This window comes from Aquimarina spongiae (assembly GCF_900141785.1).
In the GTDB taxonomy this organism is placed as follows: Bacteria; Bacteroidota; Bacteroidia; order Flavobacteriales; family Flavobacteriaceae; genus Aquimarina; species Aquimarina spongiae.
Genome location: NZ_FQYP01000007.1, coordinates 217,020 through 236,848, shown reverse-complemented (window position 1 = coordinate 236,848; position 19,829 = coordinate 217,020). Strand labels below are relative to the sequence as shown.

General features: G+C 36.9%; 15 protein-coding genes. 8 read left to right on the top strand and 7 right to left on the bottom strand.

Going from position 1 to position 19,829, the window contains the following annotated elements; genetic code table 11:
• Nucleotides 1–36: 36 nt before the first annotated feature.
• The 5 genes from BUE24_RS16840 to BUE24_RS16820 all read right to left on the bottom strand — a co-directional run bounded on the left by BUE24_RS16840 (nucleotide 37) and on the right by BUE24_RS16820 (nucleotide 9,762).
• On the bottom strand, nucleotides 37–2,874 hold the full coding sequence (locus tag BUE24_RS16840) for a TonB-dependent receptor (RefSeq protein ID WP_073318305.1): 2,838 nt from the start codon (nucleotides 2,872–2,874) through the stop codon (nucleotides 37–39).
• A gap of 90 nt (nucleotides 2,875–2,964) precedes the next feature.
• Nucleotides 2,965–4,257, bottom strand: coding sequence for a hypothetical protein (locus BUE24_RS16835; RefSeq protein ID WP_073318303.1), 1,293 nt, complete (start codon nucleotides 4,255–4,257; stop codon nucleotides 2,965–2,967).
• A gap of 704 nt (nucleotides 4,258–4,961) precedes the next feature.
• Nucleotides 4,962–6,125: a multidrug transporter gene (locus BUE24_RS16830; protein WP_073318301.1), complete on the bottom strand. Its 1,164-nt coding sequence runs from the start codon at nucleotides 6,123–6,125 to the stop codon at nucleotides 4,962–4,964.
• A gap of 40 nt (nucleotides 6,126–6,165) precedes the next feature.
• Complete coding sequence (locus tag BUE24_RS16825) at nucleotides 6,166–9,021, bottom strand: TonB-dependent receptor (protein WP_073318299.1); 2,856 nt, start codon at nucleotides 9,019–9,021, stop codon at nucleotides 6,166–6,168.
• Nucleotides 9,022–9,402: 381 nt separating this feature from the next.
• Nucleotides 9,403–9,762 carry a toxin-antitoxin system YwqK family antitoxin gene (locus BUE24_RS16820; RefSeq protein ID WP_073318297.1) on the bottom strand — a complete coding sequence of 120 codons (360 nt, stop codon included), beginning with the start codon at nucleotides 9,760–9,762 and terminating at the stop codon, nucleotides 9,403–9,405.
• A gap of 486 nt (nucleotides 9,763–10,248) precedes the next feature.
• Here BUE24_RS16820 and BUE24_RS16815 point away from each other — a divergent pair, with 486 nt between their 5' ends.
• From BUE24_RS16815 to BUE24_RS16805, 3 genes are all read left to right on the top strand, one after another.
• Nucleotides 10,249–12,645, top strand: coding sequence for an inorganic phosphate transporter (locus tag BUE24_RS16815; protein ID WP_073318295.1), 2,397 nt, complete (start codon nucleotides 10,249–10,251; stop codon nucleotides 12,643–12,645).
• 136 nt (nucleotides 12,646–12,781) lie between these two features.
• Complete coding sequence (locus tag BUE24_RS16810) at nucleotides 12,782–13,465, top strand: response regulator transcription factor (RefSeq protein ID WP_073318293.1); 684 nt, start codon at nucleotides 12,782–12,784, stop codon at nucleotides 13,463–13,465.
• A complete protein-coding gene (locus BUE24_RS16805) occupies nucleotides 13,466–14,545 on the top strand; it encodes a sensor histidine kinase (protein WP_073318290.1) in 1,080 nt (359 codons plus the stop codon).
• On the opposite strand, the gene BUE24_RS16800 is transcribed toward BUE24_RS16805, so the two are convergent.
• Nucleotides 14,483–15,538, bottom strand: a complete 1,056-nt coding sequence (locus tag BUE24_RS16800; protein ID WP_073318287.1) for a glycosyltransferase — start codon at nucleotides 15,536–15,538, stop codon at nucleotides 14,483–14,485. The two genes, BUE24_RS16805 and BUE24_RS16800, sit on opposite strands and share 63 nt — an antisense overlap.
• A 209-nt stretch (nucleotides 15,539–15,747) precedes the next feature.
• Between BUE24_RS16800 and trmB the strand changes: the two genes are divergently transcribed.
• From trmB to BUE24_RS16785, 3 genes are read left to right on the top strand one after another with little or no spacing between them, the layout of a single operon-like run.
• The gene (gene trmB, locus BUE24_RS16795) at nucleotides 15,748–16,422 is read left to right on the top strand and encodes a tRNA (guanosine(46)-N7)-methyltransferase TrmB (protein WP_073318284.1); all 675 of its coding nucleotides are present in this window, start codon (nucleotides 15,748–15,750) and stop codon (nucleotides 16,420–16,422) included.
• A gap of 14 nt (nucleotides 16,423–16,436) precedes the next feature.
• Nucleotides 16,437–17,066: a LysE family translocator gene (locus BUE24_RS16790; protein WP_073318281.1), complete on the top strand. Its 630-nt coding sequence runs from the start codon at nucleotides 16,437–16,439 to the stop codon at nucleotides 17,064–17,066.
• Nucleotides 17,057–17,413, top strand: a complete 357-nt coding sequence (locus BUE24_RS16785; RefSeq protein ID WP_073318278.1) for an MGMT family protein — start codon at nucleotides 17,057–17,059, stop codon at nucleotides 17,411–17,413. Before BUE24_RS16790 ends, BUE24_RS16785 begins: the two co-directional genes overlap by 10 nt.
• On the opposite strand, the gene BUE24_RS16780 is transcribed toward BUE24_RS16785, so the two are convergent.
• Nucleotides 17,410–18,249 carry a hypothetical protein gene (locus BUE24_RS16780; protein WP_073318276.1) on the bottom strand — a complete coding sequence of 280 codons (840 nt, stop codon included), beginning with the start codon at nucleotides 18,247–18,249 and terminating at the stop codon, nucleotides 17,410–17,412. The two genes, BUE24_RS16785 and BUE24_RS16780, sit on opposite strands and share 4 nt — an antisense overlap.
• Before the next feature lie 193 nt (nucleotides 18,250–18,442).
• Here BUE24_RS16780 and BUE24_RS16775 point away from each other — a divergent pair, with 193 nt between their 5' ends.
• Nucleotides 18,443–19,582, top strand: coding sequence for an Mrp/NBP35 family ATP-binding protein (locus BUE24_RS16775; RefSeq protein ID WP_073318274.1), 1,140 nt, complete (start codon nucleotides 18,443–18,445; stop codon nucleotides 19,580–19,582).
• Nucleotides 19,583–19,585: 3 nt separating this feature from the next.
• Nucleotides 19,586–19,825: a NifU family protein gene (locus BUE24_RS16770; RefSeq protein WP_073318271.1), complete on the top strand. Its 240-nt coding sequence runs from the start codon at nucleotides 19,586–19,588 to the stop codon at nucleotides 19,823–19,825.
• The last annotated feature ends 4 nt before the right edge of the window (nucleotides 19,826–19,829 follow it).

Below are 19,829 nucleotides of genomic sequence, written 5' to 3'. Positions count from 1 at the left end.
GCCTTATTTTATATACTTTTAAAAATGAAATGTTTCTTAGAACTTATAGGTGTATCCTAAAGAGATTTCCTGACCGGGACTCCATCTAGAATATACTCTGTCTTCAGAACCAAAAGATTCGTAAACGCTTTCGATATCGTCGTCTAATAGATTGCTAAACTTCAAAGAGATAGAAGAGTTTTTCTTCTCTCCAAAAGTTTTACCAATGTTGAAGTTTAAACTATGAAATGGCAATGTAAATACATCAGGAATATTACCGTTACCTACTATTTGAAGGGTTCTTCCTTGTACATTGTAGAAAACACCTCCTTGCCAACCATTATTTTGACCGTTGTAGTTCAATCCAAAGTTTAACAAGAATGGAGATTGTCCTTGTAGCGTTCTACCATCCTCTAGTTCTTCACCTACTCTAAGGTTGTCTAGCCTTGCATCTCTTTCATCATCACTGAAGTTTTGCTCAGACTCGATGATGGAGAAGTTCGTAGTTATATTAAAGTTTTCAAACCCTATAAAATCCAAGTTTCTTCTGAACTCGATTTCAGCACCATATACGGTAGCATCACCAAGGTTTAAGGGGGTAAATTGACCTGTAGCTTCTCTAATAAAACTCAATTCGATCGGATCATCAAATGATTTGTAGAATGCACTTACAGCAAAGAAGTTAGCGCCTTCTCCATAGATTTCATAACGTAAATCAAAGTTGTCGATATAGGTAGGTTGGATATTGATATTACCAATAAAAAAGGTATTTGATGTTGGATCAAAGATCTCTGCAATAGACGCTTCTTTAAATGAAGGCCTCGCGGTAGTTCTACTATACGACGCTCTAATTTTTTGGTTAGCGTCCTCATTAAGATCGTAGATTAAGTTTGCCGAAGGGAAGAAGTCAGCCTCGTCTAAGATAGATTCTTCATCAAATCGAAGGCCACTTTGACTTTCTCCTGTATAGATCAAGTCAAATTTCTCAAAACGTACCCCAAGAATGGCATTAAAACGATCGGATAATTTAAATTCTTCAGAAATATAACCTGCGGCAATTGAGATCGTAGAATCAAAAGTATCAGAAATATTAGAGTCTCTACGTGCAAAGAACCCTTGACCTGTACCTGGGTTAAAAATGTTTTGAGGAGCAAGGATTTGATCCGGATCTCCGCCTAATACAGAAGTATCAAAACTTCCTGCAAAAGGAAGCGAGAATTGATCTACAGTGAAATCACGTTGCTTATAAGTGTAAGCACCACCAAATTTGGTTTTAGCATCTCTTCCAAAAAGTTTGTGCTTTTTGGTAATATCTAGTTTTCCTGCCAAGTTAATTTCTTCTAGATCTCTCCAGATTCTTCTCGGATCACCACCCTCACTTGGGCTAATGGTAAATAGGTTTGGATCACTTTCGCTTACAATAAAGTTGGTCGACCTTAAATCCTTGTCGTATACTCTAGAGAGTGTTGGCGATAATTTCCATTCTACTAACCAGTTGGTGCTTTCACTACTGTGTCTACCCGATAGTAATACGTTGGTAATCGAGCGTTGCGTGTAGATCAAGTTATCTTGTTTGATCTGGTTAGAGTTGATGATTAAGTTTCTTTGATCAAAAATAGAGGCTTCAGATTCACCATTTTGAATATGAAGCACGTTGAATTTGTATTTTGATTTTTCAGTCTTGTAGGACAAACCAACTAATCCATTCAGTAGTACATTATTCACTCCAACTTCACCTTGTTGGCTTCGATCCACACCTAATTCAAAAATAGATGGATCTGCATTTTTTCTAAATACCTGTCCTTCGATGTAGTCTTCGTAGTAGGTGGTTTCGTTACGATATGATGCTGAAGCCAAAAATCCTAATCGATTGTCGCCTACTTCAAATTGCTTCCCAGCGGTAAACCCAAAGCTGTAATCGGTAAAACTTTGGTCTCTTTGAGCGGCCAATGTACGCTCAAATGCTTGCGTATTTTGAATGGCAGCATTAGGATCAACCTGAGGAAATGGTAATACACCGGGAGTATTTTCTAGAGGATTGTCTCTTGTACCATCGTCAAACCCTAAGAAATCTGTATTTCCTCCATCATATTGAAGGTAATTGTCATTAAAGTGCATTGAAGAGTTGTACGATGCTCCAATAGAGATGCTGTATTCTTCTCTTGATGGTAAATCTTTGGTAATGATATCTACTACACCTCCTGTAAAATCAGCAGGTTGATCTGCAGTAGAAGACTTAATCACCAAGATGTTTTCTAGGATATTTGTAGGGAAAATGTCTAACTGTAGCGTGTTTCTGTCTGGATCTAATCCAGGAACATCTACACCGTTTAATATCGATTTTGTATATCGATCTCCTAACCCTCGTACGTACACAAACTTTCCGCCTTGTACGGATACTCCCGGTACATTTTTTACCGCACTTGCAATATTGCTTGCTCCTGTGGTTTTGATACTTTCGATAGAAAGCCCATCAAGTAATTTTACAGAGTTTTTTTGCAGCGTTAATACTGCTGCTTCGGTATTTTTACGCACCGTGGTTGTAATCACTACATCTTCAAGGGTCGCAGCAGTAGCATTAATGGTAACATTAAGATCTACTACGTCTCCAGAAGATTTGATTTCTACTCCGCTTACTTCTTTGGTTTCGTATCCAACAAATGAGAATACAATGGTATAAGTACCAGGATCTAATGAGAGCTCATACAAACCATCAAAGTCTGAAGTAGAACCAATAGTTGTTCCTTTCACGGCAATATTGGCAAAAGGCAGGACGTCATTTGTCTCCCCATCAATAACTTTACCTGTAACCTTTCCTTGCGCAAAAGATGCAATACTTCCTCCTAAAATTAGAAGTGCACAAAGTAGTTTTTTAATCGATATTGTAATATGCATTTTCCTTGTGTTTATTATAAGTATTGCTCGTCCCTAATCGGAGACGAGCAATACCTTGTACTAACTAGTTTTGACTATATTCAAATTATATTAGAAACCTAAATTAGCTTTAGAGTTTGCAAACGTCCAGCTAAATGCTGAAGTCGTTGCACCTACAGTAGCAGAAGCAGCATCAGCTACAGCAGTAGAGAAATTAGCAGCTCTTTCAGTGAAAGTAGGCATTAAGATGATTGGATCTTCAGGAACATCGTTAGCATCATCAGCGTCATCACAGTTCATTGCACATCCTACTTTTTCTACGAAGATGTCTTCTGCAGCAGCAACACCTGTTGGTAATACTACCTCCCAGTTTGCAAAAGTTAATGCACCATCAAGGAAATTTTGAGAAACACCGTTGTTATCTAATTCAACATCAGCAGAAGCTGTGAATCCAGTTACCAATACGTTGCTTGTAGTTCCGGTAGCACCACTTCTGTAGTCAGCAACTTCTCCAGAATCAGATCCGAATAAAGTTACATTTTGAAGTGTGAAAGAACCAGTAGCAGATCCTTCAGGTCCGTCGATTTCCAGACCGTGGTCAGAAATAGCTCCCTGTACAACTACTACGTTATCGATAGTTCCAGAATAAGCCTGGTCGATGTCGATAGCGTCATCTCCTTGTGCCCATACTAATAAGTTAGAAGCGTTTACAGTTCCTCCAAAGAATTCAACACCATCATCAACGTTACCTACTACTTCGATAAACTCTATAGTAGTACCAGTACCAACTCCTCCAAGAGTTAATCCGTTGATCTCGTTTCCTTCTCCGATTAATGCTCCACCATGACGGATAGATACATATCTTACAGAACCAGAATCGTCAGCAGCATTGCTACCTCCGTATAATCCGTTTGTATCACTTGCAGGAATACCTTCTATCTGTGCAGCATCAGCATCACCATTTAAAGATACAGGAGCGTTACCAAGAATGATAAGTCCTCCCCAAAGTCCTCTTTGGTTTTCGTCAAGGTTGGTTCCTTCTGTTTGTCCAACTTGGATATCATCTGCAATAGAAGTAAAGATGATAGGACTAGCAGCAGTTCCGTTAGCTTCAATTTTAGCTCCTCTAGCAATGATCAAAGTAGATGCGTTTGCACCTGTACCCCCTTGCGCTTTGATAATAGTACCAGCTTCGATAGTTAAAGTAGCACCGTTGGTTACTGTAACACGTCCATCTAATGTATAAATGTTGTTAGCAGTTAAAGTTCTGTTTTCAGTAATTTGTCCTGAAAGAGTAGTACTTTCTGTTGGTGGGGTAGTTGGTTCTCCACCGTCGTCATCACTACCACAACCTGTAAAAGCTAAGATTGACATTGCAAAACCTGCAATCAATAATTTTTTCATAATTAAAAGTTTAAAGAATTTAAGATTTTGTTCTTATTTTGAGTTTAAAAACTTTTACAAATAAATACGGTTTTCCAGTAATCGGTTTTATGCCACTATTATGCTTAGTTTAAGGGATTGTGATGTAGGAAAAATGAGAAAAACGATGTTGTTTGTAGGATTTTTTGGGGAATTAAGATCCTTTTTGAAGTTGCCATGATTTTTTTATAAGGTCATAAAAAACAAGGATTTAGTGCTATTTTAAAGTAGAAGGAATTGCACTTTTATCAACATTGTTTAAATAGGGTTGATAGTGTTTCATCTTTTTTTACAAAAGATTACAGAATTGTTACCTGAGCGTTAAATTCGATCAATTAACCAAAATGCTCTTAATACTAACGTAATGTAGTATTATGAATTTGCTTTTGTTTTTTTGAAATTTCTAGTTGTTTTTCTGAATTTCATAGTTGGCTGATGGACAAATTCGCTAGAAAATTATTTTCTGAATTTTTAGCAGGTAGTTTAATAGGTTGTAAATCAAAAAGAAACAGCTCTCTGTGCTGAAATTATGGAGACACCATCAAAATAGGGAGAATAAAAGAAAAGGTTTTGAAAAAGAAGATATAAAAAAACTGTCAAAAAAGTAGTAAAGATTTTGATTCCTTTACTGAAGTACTTTTTAGACAGTCTAAAGCCTATTTTGGCTAATCTATTATGGGATGAAATTAGTTACGAGTCCATCCAGAGTTCCATGAGTTGTAATCTGCACCGGTACCATTACCTACACCAGAGATGATATCGCCTTCTACGAAAGCAGCTCCTGTATCATTTTTAAGGTTAAGTGTAATATCGTCAAAAGTGATATCAGTAATAGTAGTTTCTCCTGCCAAAACACCGTTTCCTGTTTCGGTGTCATCAAGGTCAAAACCTTCTGCAAATCCTTGTAGAGAAACGTTAACAAAAGTAGCTCTTGTTCCAGCACGCAATCTGATGGCTTCATTTTCGTTTGAAGATCCGATTCCATTAATAGTAAGGTTTCTTACTGTTGGAGCAGACCAGAATACTGGGTTAGAGTTGTTTCCTATGTCGGTGTTAAACCCGTCACCTTCTATTCCTTTGTCATGAGATTGTCTGTGCTCAATGTATACATTGGTTAATGTTCCTGTAAATCCTTCAGTCCAGTCTACAGAGTCATCTTGAGCTCCAACTACAGATATAAATGAAGCATCAACAGTTCCTCCAAAGAACTCTACTCCATCATCCGCTCCTTCAAAAGCTTGGATAAATTCGATAGTAGTTCCGTTTCCAACAGCATAAAAAGAGAATCCATTATTTTCTGAAGCTGCATCTGCTGCACCACCAGAATACTCTATACGCACATATCTAAGGATACCAGAGTTGTCATTTACAGCGCTTCCTCCGTATGGTAATCCTCCAATTTCAGAAGTAGAAGTTGCATCTCCACCTACAACAGAGTTGATCGGTGCTCTTCCTAAGATAATCAAACCTCCCCAGTCTCCAGGATTAGGAGTAGTGGTAGCAGATGTAAATACGATAGGATTAGATGAAGTTCCTTCGGCATTGATAGTTCCTCCTTGTAATACTGCAATATATACGTCAGATCCTGTAGCTGCTCTTACTACTACACCTGGCTCTACAGTAAGTGTGAATCCTTCTGGTACAATTAAAGCGCTGTTCAAAGAATACTCAGTTCCTGTTACCAAAGTAAGATCTTCGGTTAGCGTACCTCCGATTACCAAATCTGAAGGATCTACAACTGATCCACCTTCACCGATGTTAATGGTGATATCTGCTGTATCGTCATTTGCGCATCCTACAAAAAGCAGTGCAATCGCAAATAAGTTTAAAATGAATATGTTTGCTTTCATGTGTTTTAGTTTTAATGAATTTTGTACGTTTCTAATTGAGTTAAAATGTGTATTTAAATTGTAATCCGATATTCACACCTCTTTTAAAACTAGAAAGTGCAAACTCATCTAATGGATTGATTTCATTATTTTGATCTCTTGTAAAAGGGATATTATAGGTAGTAAGTACATCTTCTGAAATGGTAGCATCTTCTCGTACTCTCTCTATAGTAGGGTTTAATAAGTTTTTGACACTTACATTAATTTCGAAGTTATCACGTACTTTATTCTTCCAAACAAAATCAAGTGTTGGTACTCCTTTTTCTACAATGTTTCCTAATTGTCCAGCTCCTAAAGCATCGATTCTATCAGAGAAGTAAGAGAACACAAGGTTAGCTACAGGCTTATATTTTCCAAAGGTTGGGGTATAGCTTACGTCTGCATTTACCAAGAATGGCGATGCACCTTGCAACTCATCAGAATCTCTGTTGAAATTAGTATTAAAGGTTCCTGAAACCGTTTTTAAATCTTGTTTTGTAGAAGTATAGGTTACATTCAGACCTGCAGAAAGTAAACTTTCGTCTTCAGCATCTAATAGAAGTGCTTTACGTGCTTCTAATTCGATACCAAATACTTCTGCTTTATCACCAGTTCTGAAGAAACGTTGCGTTCCTGTAGCGTCGTTTGCAGATACTAAGTTTACAGGATCGTTAATTTGCTTTGCAAAAGCGGCGATAGAGAATACCTGACCTCTTTCGAAGAACCATTCGTATTTCAAATCCAAATTGATAATCGAAGAGAAAGCAGGATCATTTAATAGATCTGGGTTACCTCCAATACGATCAGTTACATTTTCATAAACGAAAGGGGCAACTTCTTTAAATTCAGGATTCGAAACTGTTCTACTAGCAGAAAAACGGATGTTTTGATCGTCGTTTAATGCGTATTTGATATTTAAACTCGGTAAGAAAAATGTTTCTGTAGCCTCATTACGTCCAGGATTATTGAACACTAGGTTGATTACGTCGTATTCGATACTTTGATTAAAAGATTCTACACGTAGTCCCGGTACAAATGTCCACTTTTCTCCAACTTTGTAAATCGCATTGGCGTATACCGCGTGGATATCAAGGTCACCCGTATAAGTGTTTTCAGGAAGTCCAGGAAGATTAGTGTCTCCTAATCCGATAGAAGGATCAATAGGATTAATGACTACCGTATTGAATACAACACCCAGGTTGTCTCTGTTAAAAATACCGTCGAGATTATTTACATCGGTAACTTCTGTTCTTGGCTCTATGATACTTAATCCAAAACGTTGATTGTCGAATTCACGTTTTTTGATACGTCCGTTGTACCCAAAATTAAAAGAAAGATTTTCTGAATTCTCATAGGCTAGGTTGATTCTAGCATTCAATTCTTCATCTTCGATATTTTGGAAATAACGTTGGTTGTCAAAATCTACATTTCGGAAAAGAACAGGGTTTGTACTTGGATCATTATCCAAAGCAAGATCAAACTGCTCTATTGCAATACGCTTTCTGTCTGGTTGACGAGCTAGTACTTTATTAAATCCAACTCCGTAATCCAACTTTAGTTTGTCATTAATTTTGCTGTTACCAGATATTTGGTTTACAAAGATCATATCTTGCTCAAACTGTACGTTTTGTGTAAAAAATCCAAAATCATCAATATCAGCAATGGTATTTCTGTTAAAACCATTTCCATCTATCCCAAAACGTCCTACTTCGTCTGTAGCATCATTAATAAATAAGGAAGTGAATTTTACTTTATGATCTGGATTAATACGATATGAGATATTTGCCATTGCCGTAGTTGTACGACTGTATTCAAAGATTTCAGAATCTCTAAATATTTGATTCTCAGCGGCGGTTACGTTTGCTGCTTGTCCTCTTTTGTATTCGTAGTTACTCCCAAAAGAAGCCGTTGCAAATACGCTTAATTTTGATTCTTCTCCGATATCCCAGGACTTACCTCCTGTAATAGATCCAGAAAGACCAACAGGGCCTTCAGACGAAACAGGGTCTACACCATGAGATAAAATAACAGCAAATGGATCATTACTGTATCGGTTGTAAAAACCAAACAACCCAGTTCCTTCGCTCTTCAAGAAGTTTTTTCCAACAGCAGCGGTGTTGATATTACTTCCCAGGTCTGCATCAATAAATGCATCTCCGCTATGTTCTTTTGCCTTGATGTCTACATTACCTGCTGCAAAATCTCCGTAAAAATTAGCCGCATAAGTTTTACTTACACCAATATTTTGAATCACGTCAGAAGCAAAAAGGCTAAGGTCGATGTTTTTCTTGTCTACATTATTTGCAGGAAGTGATAGACCATTAAAAGTGGTGTTTAAGTATCTGTCTCCAAGACCTCGTACGTATACATTACCTCCGCCTTCTTGTTTTGAGATTCCCGAGATCTTTGTAACAGCAGCAGCTGCATTACTTACTGCCTTGTTTGAAAGTTCTTGAGCTCCGATACTTTGTTTTTGAACCACAGCATTTTGCTGTTCTAGAAGTAGTGCCTGAACACTTTCTTTCTTGACACTAGTTCCTTTTACAATTACTTCTTCGAGTGCTGCTGCACTAGCGCCCAATGTAACATTTACAGTAAGTGTCTGTCCAGCAGTGATGGTAATCTCCTTTTCTTCAGTTTGATAACCAACAAAACTAAATTCTAATATATGTACCCCTGGTTCTAGATTTTCGATAGTATATAAACCATCAAAATCTGTAGTAGTTCCTTTGGTAGTGCCTTTGATGATAACATTGGCAAAAGGAAGGGGTTGATCGTTGGATTCTTTGTCTAACAAAGTTCCAGTTACAGATCCGGTTTCCTGCGCAGAGAGTATTCCTACAAATAGCAATGCGCAAAGGGCAACAATTTTTCTCATTTAACTTGTTCTGAAATTCCGGGCAAAGAACGACAGCGTTTGTTAAATCAGGGTTATTCAAAAATTAAGTATGTATGATTATAATGTTAGATAATTGTTATGCGTCTATGTTTATCGAAGGTTTTCTTAACATTAGAAATATGTTATGCGTGTATTTAAAAGATTATAAATAAAGTGAATAATCCACTGATAGTAGTACGCGGTGTGTGATAATAATTTGTAAAGAAATGCAGTAAAAGTGTTAAAATGTAAAATTAATTTAAAATTTAACTAGTGGAGTAAACGCAAATGAGTGACGGCTTAAAAGATTTTTTTGATGGGTAAAAACAAAAAACCGCTTCAATGACTTGAAGCGGTTTTTTGTACTTTTTTAGGAAGTATTTAATTCTTGTAGTTGACTACTACATTGTCTTTACCAGTCCAAGTGGTTACGTCTGCGATTTGATTGTCAGAATAATTTACTTCTGATAATTTGTCATCGCTCCAAAAAAACCATTTTCCAGCTTTTGTTCCATTAACATACTGTCCCATAGCGATTTTCTTTCCTGTAACATCATAAGCTTTCCATTCACCATGAAGTTTACCTTCCTTATTATAAAATCCTTGTTGACTTACGGTACCGTCTTCATAAAAATACGTACCTTTAATTAAGTCTCCTTGTTTTTCAAAAGTAGGTTTTACTTCCTGAGCATAGATAGTTACCGAAAAGATCAATGCTATTACTGTTACTAAATTTCTCATATTTTGATGTTTTTGTTCGGGGTTCTTAATAATTATATTACAAAAGTAACATTAATTTTACTTTTAAACAACATTCAAGTAACATTAAATTAACATTAAACTCATAACAAATTGATAAACAATTGATTGCAATGTTAATTTTGGCAACATTGAAAATGACAAATCGATAGGTTTTAGAGTGATATGGGCTTAGATTGGGTAATAACCAGGGTAAAAAAAGAGCTGGTGTTTTATGAATCCGATAACTGTTATATATTTAATCACTTGAAATACAACATCTTGTTTTTTGTACGCAACAGTAAAACTAATTTGTTATAGCTTACCGGGCTTTTGTTTTGGTCTAAAGAACGATCATATAGGCTGGAAAAAATCATAGGTGTTTACATCATATTTTGGGTGCTAAAAGCATCAAAAAGATAACGTTTCAATAACATATGACTTGATTTTAAATAACATTTTTGTGGTTTATAAGTAGGTATAATATATATGAGTGATATTTACATATTCATGATCGTTGCTTTAGCAGTTTTGGCTATCGCGGATCTGATTGTTGGGGTGAGCAACGACGCAGTAAATTTTTTGAATTCTGCTATTGGTTCTAAGGCTATTTCTTTTAGAACGATTATGATTGTTGCAAGTGTGGGAATAGCAGCTGGAGCTATCTTTTCTAGCGGATTGATGGAGGTCGCCAGAAAAGGAATCTTTGTCCCTGGAGAGTTCTATTTTGATGAAATCATGATCATCTTTATGGCAGTAATGATTACTGATATCTTACTGCTGGATTTTTTCAATACGCTTGGGATGCCTACTTCTACTACAGTGTCTATTGTATTTGAATTACTCGGAGCTGCTGTTTGTGTGGCTTTACTTAAAATATTTGCTGATTCTTCGCTGTCTATTGCTGATCTTGGAAATTATATCAATACGAAGAAAGCCGGAGAAATTATTGCCGGGATACTACTATCAGTTGTAGTGGCTTTTTCGGTAGGAGCAATTGTACAGTATATATCCAGATTGCTACTATCATTTAATTTTGAAAAGAAAGCCAAATGGGTAGGAGCCTTATTTGGTGGAGTAGCACTAACGGCAATATTATACTTTATTTTTATCAAAGGAATCAAAGGAACCAATTATGCAAAATCTGTAATTGATGTTGTCTATAATGGTGGTGCCGAAGGACTTTTGGATTGGGCAAATGCTTACTTTAATAGTTCATACGAATCTGTAAAGGAATTGATAAAAGCCAAAAAGGATCTTTTTGCTATTAATGCTAACGCAGGAACTGTAGCGATAACGCTAAGAGGGTTTTTAGAAACTAATGTATTGTTGATTGTAGCTGTTGGGTTTGTTTTTTGGTCGGTACTTTCTTATTTGATCATTTCTGTTTTCAAAACCAGTATTTATAAAATTATTATTATCGTTGGAACCTTTGCATTGGCATTAGCTTTTGCAGGTAATGATTTGGTGAACTTTATTGGGGTGCCTATTGCGGCATGGCAATCGTATGAAGCGTGGTCCGCCTCTGGAGTTTCTGCAGATGCATTCACTATGGAGGTGTTAGCATCAAAGGTAGCTACGCCAACGTTTTTGTTGTTAGCTGCAGGTTTGATTATGGTACTCACTTTATGGTTTTCGGCAAAAGCGCAGAACGTTGTAAAAACATCTATCGATTTATCCCGACAAGGAGAAGGGGACGAAAAATTTAAACCTAACTTTTTGTCTCGAGGGATAGTACGTACTACCATATCGATATCCGAATGGATTTCTGCAATTACACCTGGTTCTTTTAAAGGGTTTGTAGAAAAACAATTTGATGAAGAAGCGACAAAGTCTCATTTCTTTGCTTCAAAAAAAGAAGATAAGCCTGCTTTTGATTTAGTAAGAGCCGCCGTAAACTTAATGGTAGCGGGTATTTTGATATCCATTGCTACTTCTATGAAATTACCATTGTCTACTACCTATGTTACGTTTATGGTAGCCATGGGTACTTCGTTGGCAGATCGTGCATGGGGAAGTGAAAGTGCTGTGTATCGTGTGGCAGGAGTGCTTAATGTAATTGGAGGATGGTTCTTTACAGCAATTAGTGCATTTTTGGCAGCAGCTTTGATTGCATTTCTGATCAATATACATCAACCCATAATGACAGGCGTATTGTTGTTGGTTGCTTTGTTACTAATTGTCAGAAGTACCATCAAGTATCGTAATAAGACCAGAGCAGAGCGCGCCGAAGATCGATTAAAGAAATCTGAAAGTAGTTCTATACAAGGAGTGATCGAAGAAAGTTCGGATAATGTAAGATCTTTTATCAATAGAAGTAATAAGATTTATGGAAATACGATCGAGAGCCTTGCGAAATATGATTTAGCAGCACTGAAAAAAAGTAGAAAAGGAATTGCAAAGCTGGAAAACGAAGTTGAAGGACTACGAGATAGTATTTTCTATTTTATTAAAAATCTAGATGAGTCTAGCGTTGGTGCCAGTGATTTCTATATTTCCATTTTAGGGTATTTAGAAGATATCACGCAGTCTTTAGAATATATTGCCAAAGTAAGTCATAAGCACGTGAACAATAATCACAAACGTTTACGATTTAATCAAATTAAAGACCTTAAAGAAATCGAGAACCAACTAGGCAATTTCTTTGATAACATAAAAAAGGTGTTTGACGAAAAAGAGTTCAGTAAGCTCAACGGTATTATCGAAGAAAAACAAGAGTTATACACATTGGTAAGCACCAAAATCTCAAAACAAATTGCCAGAACCCGAACGGAAGAAAGTAGCCCTAAAAATACAACCCTGTATTTTGGATTGCTCACAGAGACCAAAGATCTGATTACGGCAACCATGAATTTATTAGCAGCGTATAGGGATCATCAGGATTAGGGCACACCCCGTAAGGTTAAGGAATTGTTATCCTTATGAGATTTTTGTGTTAGTTTAGTGTTTCCTAATAGCTTAGAGGCAAAACTTTCAAACGAACATAGTATATTTACCCGTAGTGATCTAATTCAATAAAAAGATGAATAAAAAGGATATTACCATTCTATTAGTAGACGACGAACCTGATATTCTAGAGATCGTTGGGTACAACCTAACTGCCGAGGGCTATAATGTACTTACTGCAGAAAATGGTGTAGAGGCTGTAAAAATTGCAAAGAAAAAGAAACCACATTTGATTATTCTGGATGTTATGATGCCCGAAATGGATGGTATCGAAGCGTGCGAACAAATACGTAAGGTTCCGGATTTGCAAAACACCATTATTACATTTTTGACCGCAAGAGGAGAAGATTATTCTCAGGTAGCAGGTTTTGATGCTGGTGCAGACGACTATATTACAAAGCCGATTCGACCAAAAGTATTGATTAGTAAAGTAAAAGCTTTGCTAAGAAGACTTAAAGAAGATGATTCTTCAGATAACGTAGTAAAAATAGGAAATCTGGTAATTAACCGGGATGAATATAAGATCATAAAAGACAAAAAAGAGATCATTTTACCCAGAAAAGAGTTTGAATTGCTATCTTTATTGGCCTCTAAGCCAGGTAAGGTTTTTAAGCGAGAAGATATCCTTGATAAGGTTTGGGGAAATGAAGTTATTGTAGGTGGACGTACTATTGATGTACATATTAGAAAATTAAGAGAAAAGATAGGAGACAATAGCTTTAAAACGATCAAAGGTGTCGGATATAAGTTTGTAGTATAAATGGCAGAAAACTTCAGGAAGTCGTATAGGTTTGCATACCTGTCGTCTTTATACATAACGATAGTATTAACGCTCGCATTGAGCGTTTTTTTATTCATACAATCACAGCTGGATTTCTTATTTCTTTTGGCATTTGCTGTGGGTTGCTATGCGGTGTGTTTTATTGTGGTGCAGTATCGGGTAGAGCGTTTTATTTACCGTAGAGTTCGACGTATTTATGACGATATCGAAATGCTCGAAGTAGATAAGGTAAGTGACGGTCCGGTAACTACAGACATGAGAACACTTATTAAAGAAGTAGAGAAGTTTGCCCAACAACGAAAAACAGAAATTGAGACCTTAAAAATTCGAGAAGCCTATCGTAAAGAGTTTATGGGAAATGTATCTCACGAACTTAAAACTCCTCTTTTTACGGTACAGGGGTATATCTTAACCTTGTTGGATGGTGCTATGAACGAGCGCAAAATTTTGGAGAAGTATCTGAATCGTGCCAGCAAAGGAGTAGAGCGCTTGATTTATATCGTAAATGACCTGGATATGATTACCAAGTTAGAAACAGGTGATTTGAACTTAAACTACGTAAATTTTGATATCGTAGAATTGGTACAGAGTGTATTCGATTTGTACGAAATGAAAGCCTCCAAAAAGAACATAGCATTGGCTTTTGATATGAATTATCAAGATCCAATAATGGTCCACGCTGATAAAGAGCGAATACAACAAGTGTTATCAAATCTGGTGGTCAATTCTATAAAATACGGAAAAGAAGACGGTACTACAGAGGTAAGTATCGAAGATCTGATCCGCAATAAAGTTATTGTTCGGGTAACCGATAATGGCGAAGGTATCGCGCAGGCGCATATCCCTCGACTGTTCGAACGCTTTTACAGAGTAGACAAGAGTGGATCCCGAAAAGAAGGTGGTTCGGGGCTAGGACTAGCCATTGTAAAGCACATTATCGAAGCACACCACGAACGTATTTATGTAGAAAGTGACTACAGAGTAGGAAGTGAGTTTTCATTTACTCTGGAAAAAGTGAAAAAGTTCCCGGTAATCGATGTCGGTGCTAAAACTGCTTAGTCCTCTATACATATTCAAATCATGCAATTTTTTCAATGTAAACTCATGTTGATTGCAGCTGGGTACTAACTTGTTAAGGGTTAATCGCTGTGCAAGATACTCTTGTTCAAACTGTCCTGGAGTAGGGATGAAAAATGCCTTTTTCTTTAATTTGGCAAGATCCATTACCGTGGTATATCCCGATCTAGAAATGATTAAGCTACTGCTATTGATGGTATCTTCAAGCTCTTTTCCCATCAGGTAGTTATGAATAGTAATATTATTCTTTACATAGGTCTTATGCGTATCTTCTATAATGCCTTGCACAAAGACGATGCTTTTATCGCTTTGTTCAAACTCTCTAAATAGTTTTTGTTCGAGTAAAGTACGCTGTGGTTCCGGCCCCGAAAGCAGTACCATAATATCATACTTTTTTGGCATTGCTTTATACTCAAATCGACTTAACGGACCCAGATAGGTTACAGGTACATTGCTTTTTTTAGGATGTCCTAGCTCACCACTCAAATTAGGATCGTCTGCCATATCTGGTACCCAACATAAATCAAATTTTTTGATGTATTTGTTGTGTAACTTGGTACTGAAAGATGTAGTATTTCCACTAAGTACTGTTAGCTGATGCGTGATAAAAACCGAAGGGATTTTTTTGTGCCTAACCCCCATACGGTTATCAGAGATGATCCCACAAAATTCTTCCTGTTCCATTAGTTTTTTTATGGCCTTTTTCTCGGCGCTAATCGCATGCGCAATTTTTGGGCTATTCAAGAGCATCTTTAACTTAAAGTTACTTCCCTTTTTTGCATATTCAATATTGTACGAAGGAAGTTCTTTGGTTTGTAAAGAAGGAAACTCTTTTTTCAATAACGCAAGCGCAGCTCCATCTGAAGCAATTACAGGTTCTAATCCTTCTTCGATTAATGCATTGATAATAGGTATGCATCGCGTTGCATGGCCTAATCCCCAATTTAGAGGAGCTACAAGTACTTTTTTGTCCAAATGTCTTAGTTTTTAGTTTGTTAGACCGACTAACTATTTGTTCTAAAGAATAAAAGTAATCCTATTTCCTTATGCGTATATTTCCTTAATTTTACCAAAAAATTATGTTTAATATAATTCGACACTCATAATTGCACACTTTTTGTAGATTATCGAGATTGTAACGAATATTTAGTAATTGAGACTAGTAGAAAAGAAATAGTTGATACGTGGGAAGTAAGAATAAACTAAAACGCTTTAACGAGAATAAAACCTTTCAAAATGTAATCGAGCCTACCCGAGACGAGGTGCTTAACAATTCCTTGGGATATAAAGGAAAATGGAAGGAGAAATTTTTTAAAAATCAAAACCCAATTGTATTAGAATTGGGGTGTGGTAAGGGTGAATATACCGTTGGGTTGGCAGAACGATATCCTGACAAAAATTTTATCGGGATAGATATCAAAGGCGCCAGGTTCTGGAGAGGCGCCAAAACAGCCATAGAAAATGAAATGAATAATGTGGGTTTTATACGAACCCAAATAGAATTGATCGAATATATTTTTGAAGAAGGAGAGGTCGATGAGATCTGGATTACGTTCCCTGATCCGCAGATAAAATATAAGCGAACCAAGCATCGTTTGACTAACCATGATTTTCTGAATCGGTATAAGAAAATATTAAAAGCTGAAGGTTTGGTACACTTAAAAACAGATAGTGAATTTATGCATGGATACACTTTAGGGTTACTGCACGGAGAGGGGCACGAAGTGCTTTATGCCAATCATAATGTGTACCATAATTCGGGCGCTCCAGAGGTGGTGACAGCCATACAAACTTTTTATGAAAAACAATATTTAGAAGAAAATAAACCCATAACTTACATTCAGTTTAAAATTACTTAATCGGCCTTACCATCTTGGAAACAACCAAACTATTTCTTGTCACTTTTTTTGCGTCATTGATTGGGGTAATACCTCCAGGATTGGTGAACATGACGGTTGCCCGCACTTGTCTTGAGCGAGGTAAAAAGAATGGGGTTTTAGTGGCTATAGGAGCTTCTGTGATTGTTGTTTTTCAGGCATTGGTAGCTATTCTATTGGCAAAATATATCTTCTTCAGTCCATTTGTAAAAAACATATTACTTCGTACCGGAGCAGTAATCTTTTTTTTGATGGCGATTTATTTCTTTGCCAAAGCAAAACAAAGAGAAACCAAGATAAAGGTATACAGACATAATAACACTCGAAGTTTTTTTAAGGGAGTAATGATGTCTGCTATTAATGTCTTGCCTATACCCTACTTTGTGGCTATTGCCGCAGGGATGAGTGTTAGTGGTAAAATAGAATACGACGCACCAAGAATTATTGCTTTTATAATTGCTGCGGGATCGGGAACTTTTGTAACCCTTTATTTTTATGTATTCTCCTTTCTGAAAATTGAAAAGAAGACAGCAACGATCACCAAATACTCTAATTATTTTATGGGGATTTTGATGTTAATTCTGGTAGTGATTACCTTGGCACGAATTATTTATACATGGGAGTAAAAGAAAAGAACAACAATTCGGAATCAGAGGGTAACTTCTTTGAAAGAGTTTATGAAGTAGCGAAGTTAATTCCATATGGGAGAGTAACCTCATATGGAGCGATTGCAAAAACATTAGGAGCAGCCAGAAGTGCCCGAATGGTAGGATGGGCGATGAACGCATGCGATGGTAAAGATGATGTTCCTGCGCACAGAGTCGTGAACCGAAAAGGAATCCTTACCGGGAAACATCATTTTCAAGGCACCAATCTGATGCAACAACTTTTAGAAAGCGAAGGGGTAGAAGTTATCGATAATCAAATACAGGAGTTTGATAAAATATTTTGGGATCCTATGAAGGAACTCTAAAAAGCAATACCTAATCCTGCAGAGAACATGGTAAAATCGGTGTTTCCAATTTTCAAATGTTCCATTCCTCCAGAAAGTTTATAGCGTCCCATGTGATAATTTACTAGCCCATTAAATTTATTGACTGTTTCATCATTAATGAAAGTCTGATTGAAATTGGATTCCAGGCTAAAAGGTTTAGCAAAGAACCATTCGATTCCTATGCCATAGGTAAATCCCCATTCGTTTATAGCGCCATCAACATAGGTAGCTCCCAACCCCCACCAGGCATCAAAACGCTGTGTACGAACCCTGTGATATTTTGCCAATGCCGTATACAACGCCAACGAATTACTACCAAAATTGGTGTTTTCTTCCCAGAGTTGTAGGTAGTCAATTTCAACACCAACTCTTTGTAAAAATCGCATATTCAAATTAAGGTGGTTTCCATAAAGTTTACTGTTTTCGGCAACAAATCGACTAGACAAAGTAGTACGAAACCCCTGGGTGTCATCTCCCTGCTGATACGCATAATTGCCCTTATTTCCATCGAGATAAGGATACTTGGTGATCGATGCCATACTAGCTGAGTATTCTCGCTCGATTGGGGTCTCGATCATGGCATAATAGGAGCCAAATAAAACCACATCTACGAATAAGGCGGCAAAGGTTTCTTCGATAAAACCATTTTGATAATCATCGTAATCCGCAGTTGTACTTTGAGATCTTGAACCTCGACTTTCTCGTCTTTCCTTTTTGGAAATACTTTTTTCTGCTTTTTCGAGTTTTCCTTGCCCCATAATATTGGGTATACTGAACATCATTAGGAGAGCTAAAACTAGTGCTGTTTTTTTCATTGTGGTTTGCTATGAAAATTCAAAAAGCCTAAGGCACATAAATCATACCATACTCAAAAACACAATATTATCAAAGACGATGGTACGATAGATCATTTCGATTTTTGCACTTTATAATGTTAACTTTTCGGGTTATCTTTGCATGTAGAACAAATTCGAATTGATTTGTTTTAAAAAGGAAAAAGAGAAACGCATGAAATTGGAAAAATCTGAGATCCTAAAAGCGCTAGAGACTATTACGGTAGCTGGAGAAGGAAAAAATATGGTAGAGAGTGGTGCCGTAAAAAACGTAATCACTTTTGGAGATGAGGTCATCGTCGATTTGGTTTTAGGAACACCAGCATTGCATATCAAGAAACGTGCTGAAGTGGATGTACTGAAAGCGATTCATGAGCACGTCTATGAAAAAGCAAAAGTAAAAGTCAATATCAAAATAGAAGCACCGGCTGCCCAGCCTCAGAAAAATGAAATCAAAGGGAAACCAATTCCTGGGATTACCAATATCATTGCTGTAGCTTCGGGTAAAGGAGGTGTAGGAAAGTCTACAGTTACTTCTAACCTGGCGGTTACGTTGGCCAAAATGGGATTCAATGTTGGATTGCTAGACGCAGACATATATGGTCCTTCTGCACCAATTATGTTTGATGTGGAGAGAGAAAGACCGCTTTCGGTAAAAGTGGGTAATCAATCCAAAATGAAACCTATCGAGAATTATGGAGTAAAAATACTGTCGATAGGATTTTTTACACAGCCTAATCAGGCTGTAGTTTGGAGAGGCCCAATGGCTGCCAAAGCATTGAATCAAATGATTTTTGATGCTGCCTGGGGAGAATTAGATTTTCTACTTTTGGATCTACCTCCAGGAACAGGAGATATTCACTTATCTATAATGCAATCCTTACCAATTACTGGTGCTGTGGTAGTTAGTACTCCACAAAATGTGGCACTAGCAGATGCCAGAAAGGGAGTAGCGATGTTCCAGCAAGATAGTATCAATGTTCCGGTTTTAGGAATTATCGAGAATATGGCGTATTTTACTCCAGAAGAGCTTCCTAATAATAAATATTATATATTTGGAAAAGAAGGGGCTAAGTATTTGGCAGAGGACTTAGAGGTTCCTTTTTTAGGAGAAATTCCATTAGTACAAAGCATACGAGAAGCGGGAGATGTTGGTAGACCAGCAGCATTGCAAACGGCTACTCCTATCGAGAAAGCTTTCGAAGAAATAACAAAAAGTGTAGTTCAGGAAGTGGTAAACAGAAATGAAAATTTACCTCCTACTGAAGCGATTAAAATAACAACAATGGCAGGATGTTCTGCTGTAAAAAAATAAGAAATGACTTCAGAAGAATTAAGAGCAAATGTAGAAAAGGCGTTGGATGAGATTAGACCCTTTTTAGAGAGTGATGGAGGTAATATTTCTTTGGTTTCTATTGAAGACGACAAGAGGGTTATGGTACAGCTAGAAGGTGCCTGTGTAGGTTGTAGCGTTAACCAAATGACTTTGAAGTCTGGAGTAGAAATGACGATCAAAAAATACGCTCCTCAAATAGAAGAAGTATTAAATATAGGATAATAAA

Coding starts and splice junctions, on each gene's coding strand:
- BUE24_RS16840 (WP_073318305.1), bottom strand. CDS start 2,874: ATGCATATTACAATATCGATTAAAAAACTACTTTGTGCACTTCTAATT.
- BUE24_RS16835 (WP_073318303.1), bottom strand. CDS start 4,257: ATGAAAAAATTATTGATTGCAGGTTTTGCAATGTCAATCTTAGCTTTT.
- BUE24_RS16830 (WP_073318301.1), bottom strand. CDS start 6,125: ATGAAAGCAAACATATTCATTTTAAACTTATTTGCGATTGCACTGCTT.
- BUE24_RS16825 (WP_073318299.1), bottom strand. CDS start 9,021: ATGAGAAAAATTGTTGCCCTTTGCGCATTGCTATTTGTAGGAATACTC.
- BUE24_RS16820 (WP_073318297.1), bottom strand. CDS start 9,762: ATGAGAAATTTAGTAACAGTAATAGCATTGATCTTTTCGGTAACTATC.
- BUE24_RS16815 (WP_073318295.1), top strand. CDS start 10,249: ATGAGTGATATTTACATATTCATGATCGTTGCTTTAGCAGTTTTGGCT.
- BUE24_RS16810 (WP_073318293.1), top strand. CDS start 12,782: ATGAATAAAAAGGATATTACCATTCTATTAGTAGACGACGAACCTGAT.
- BUE24_RS16805 (WP_073318290.1), top strand. CDS start 13,466: ATGGCAGAAAACTTCAGGAAGTCGTATAGGTTTGCATACCTGTCGTCT.
- BUE24_RS16785 (WP_073318278.1), top strand. CDS start 17,057: ATGGGAGTAAAAGAAAAGAACAACAATTCGGAATCAGAGGGTAACTTC.
- BUE24_RS16780 (WP_073318276.1), bottom strand. CDS start 18,249: ATGAAAAAAACAGCACTAGTTTTAGCTCTCCTAATGATGTTCAGTATA.
- BUE24_RS16775 (WP_073318274.1), top strand. CDS start 18,443: ATGAAATTGGAAAAATCTGAGATCCTAAAAGCGCTAGAGACTATTACG.
- BUE24_RS16770 (WP_073318271.1), top strand. CDS start 19,586: ATGACTTCAGAAGAATTAAGAGCAAATGTAGAAAAGGCGTTGGATGAG.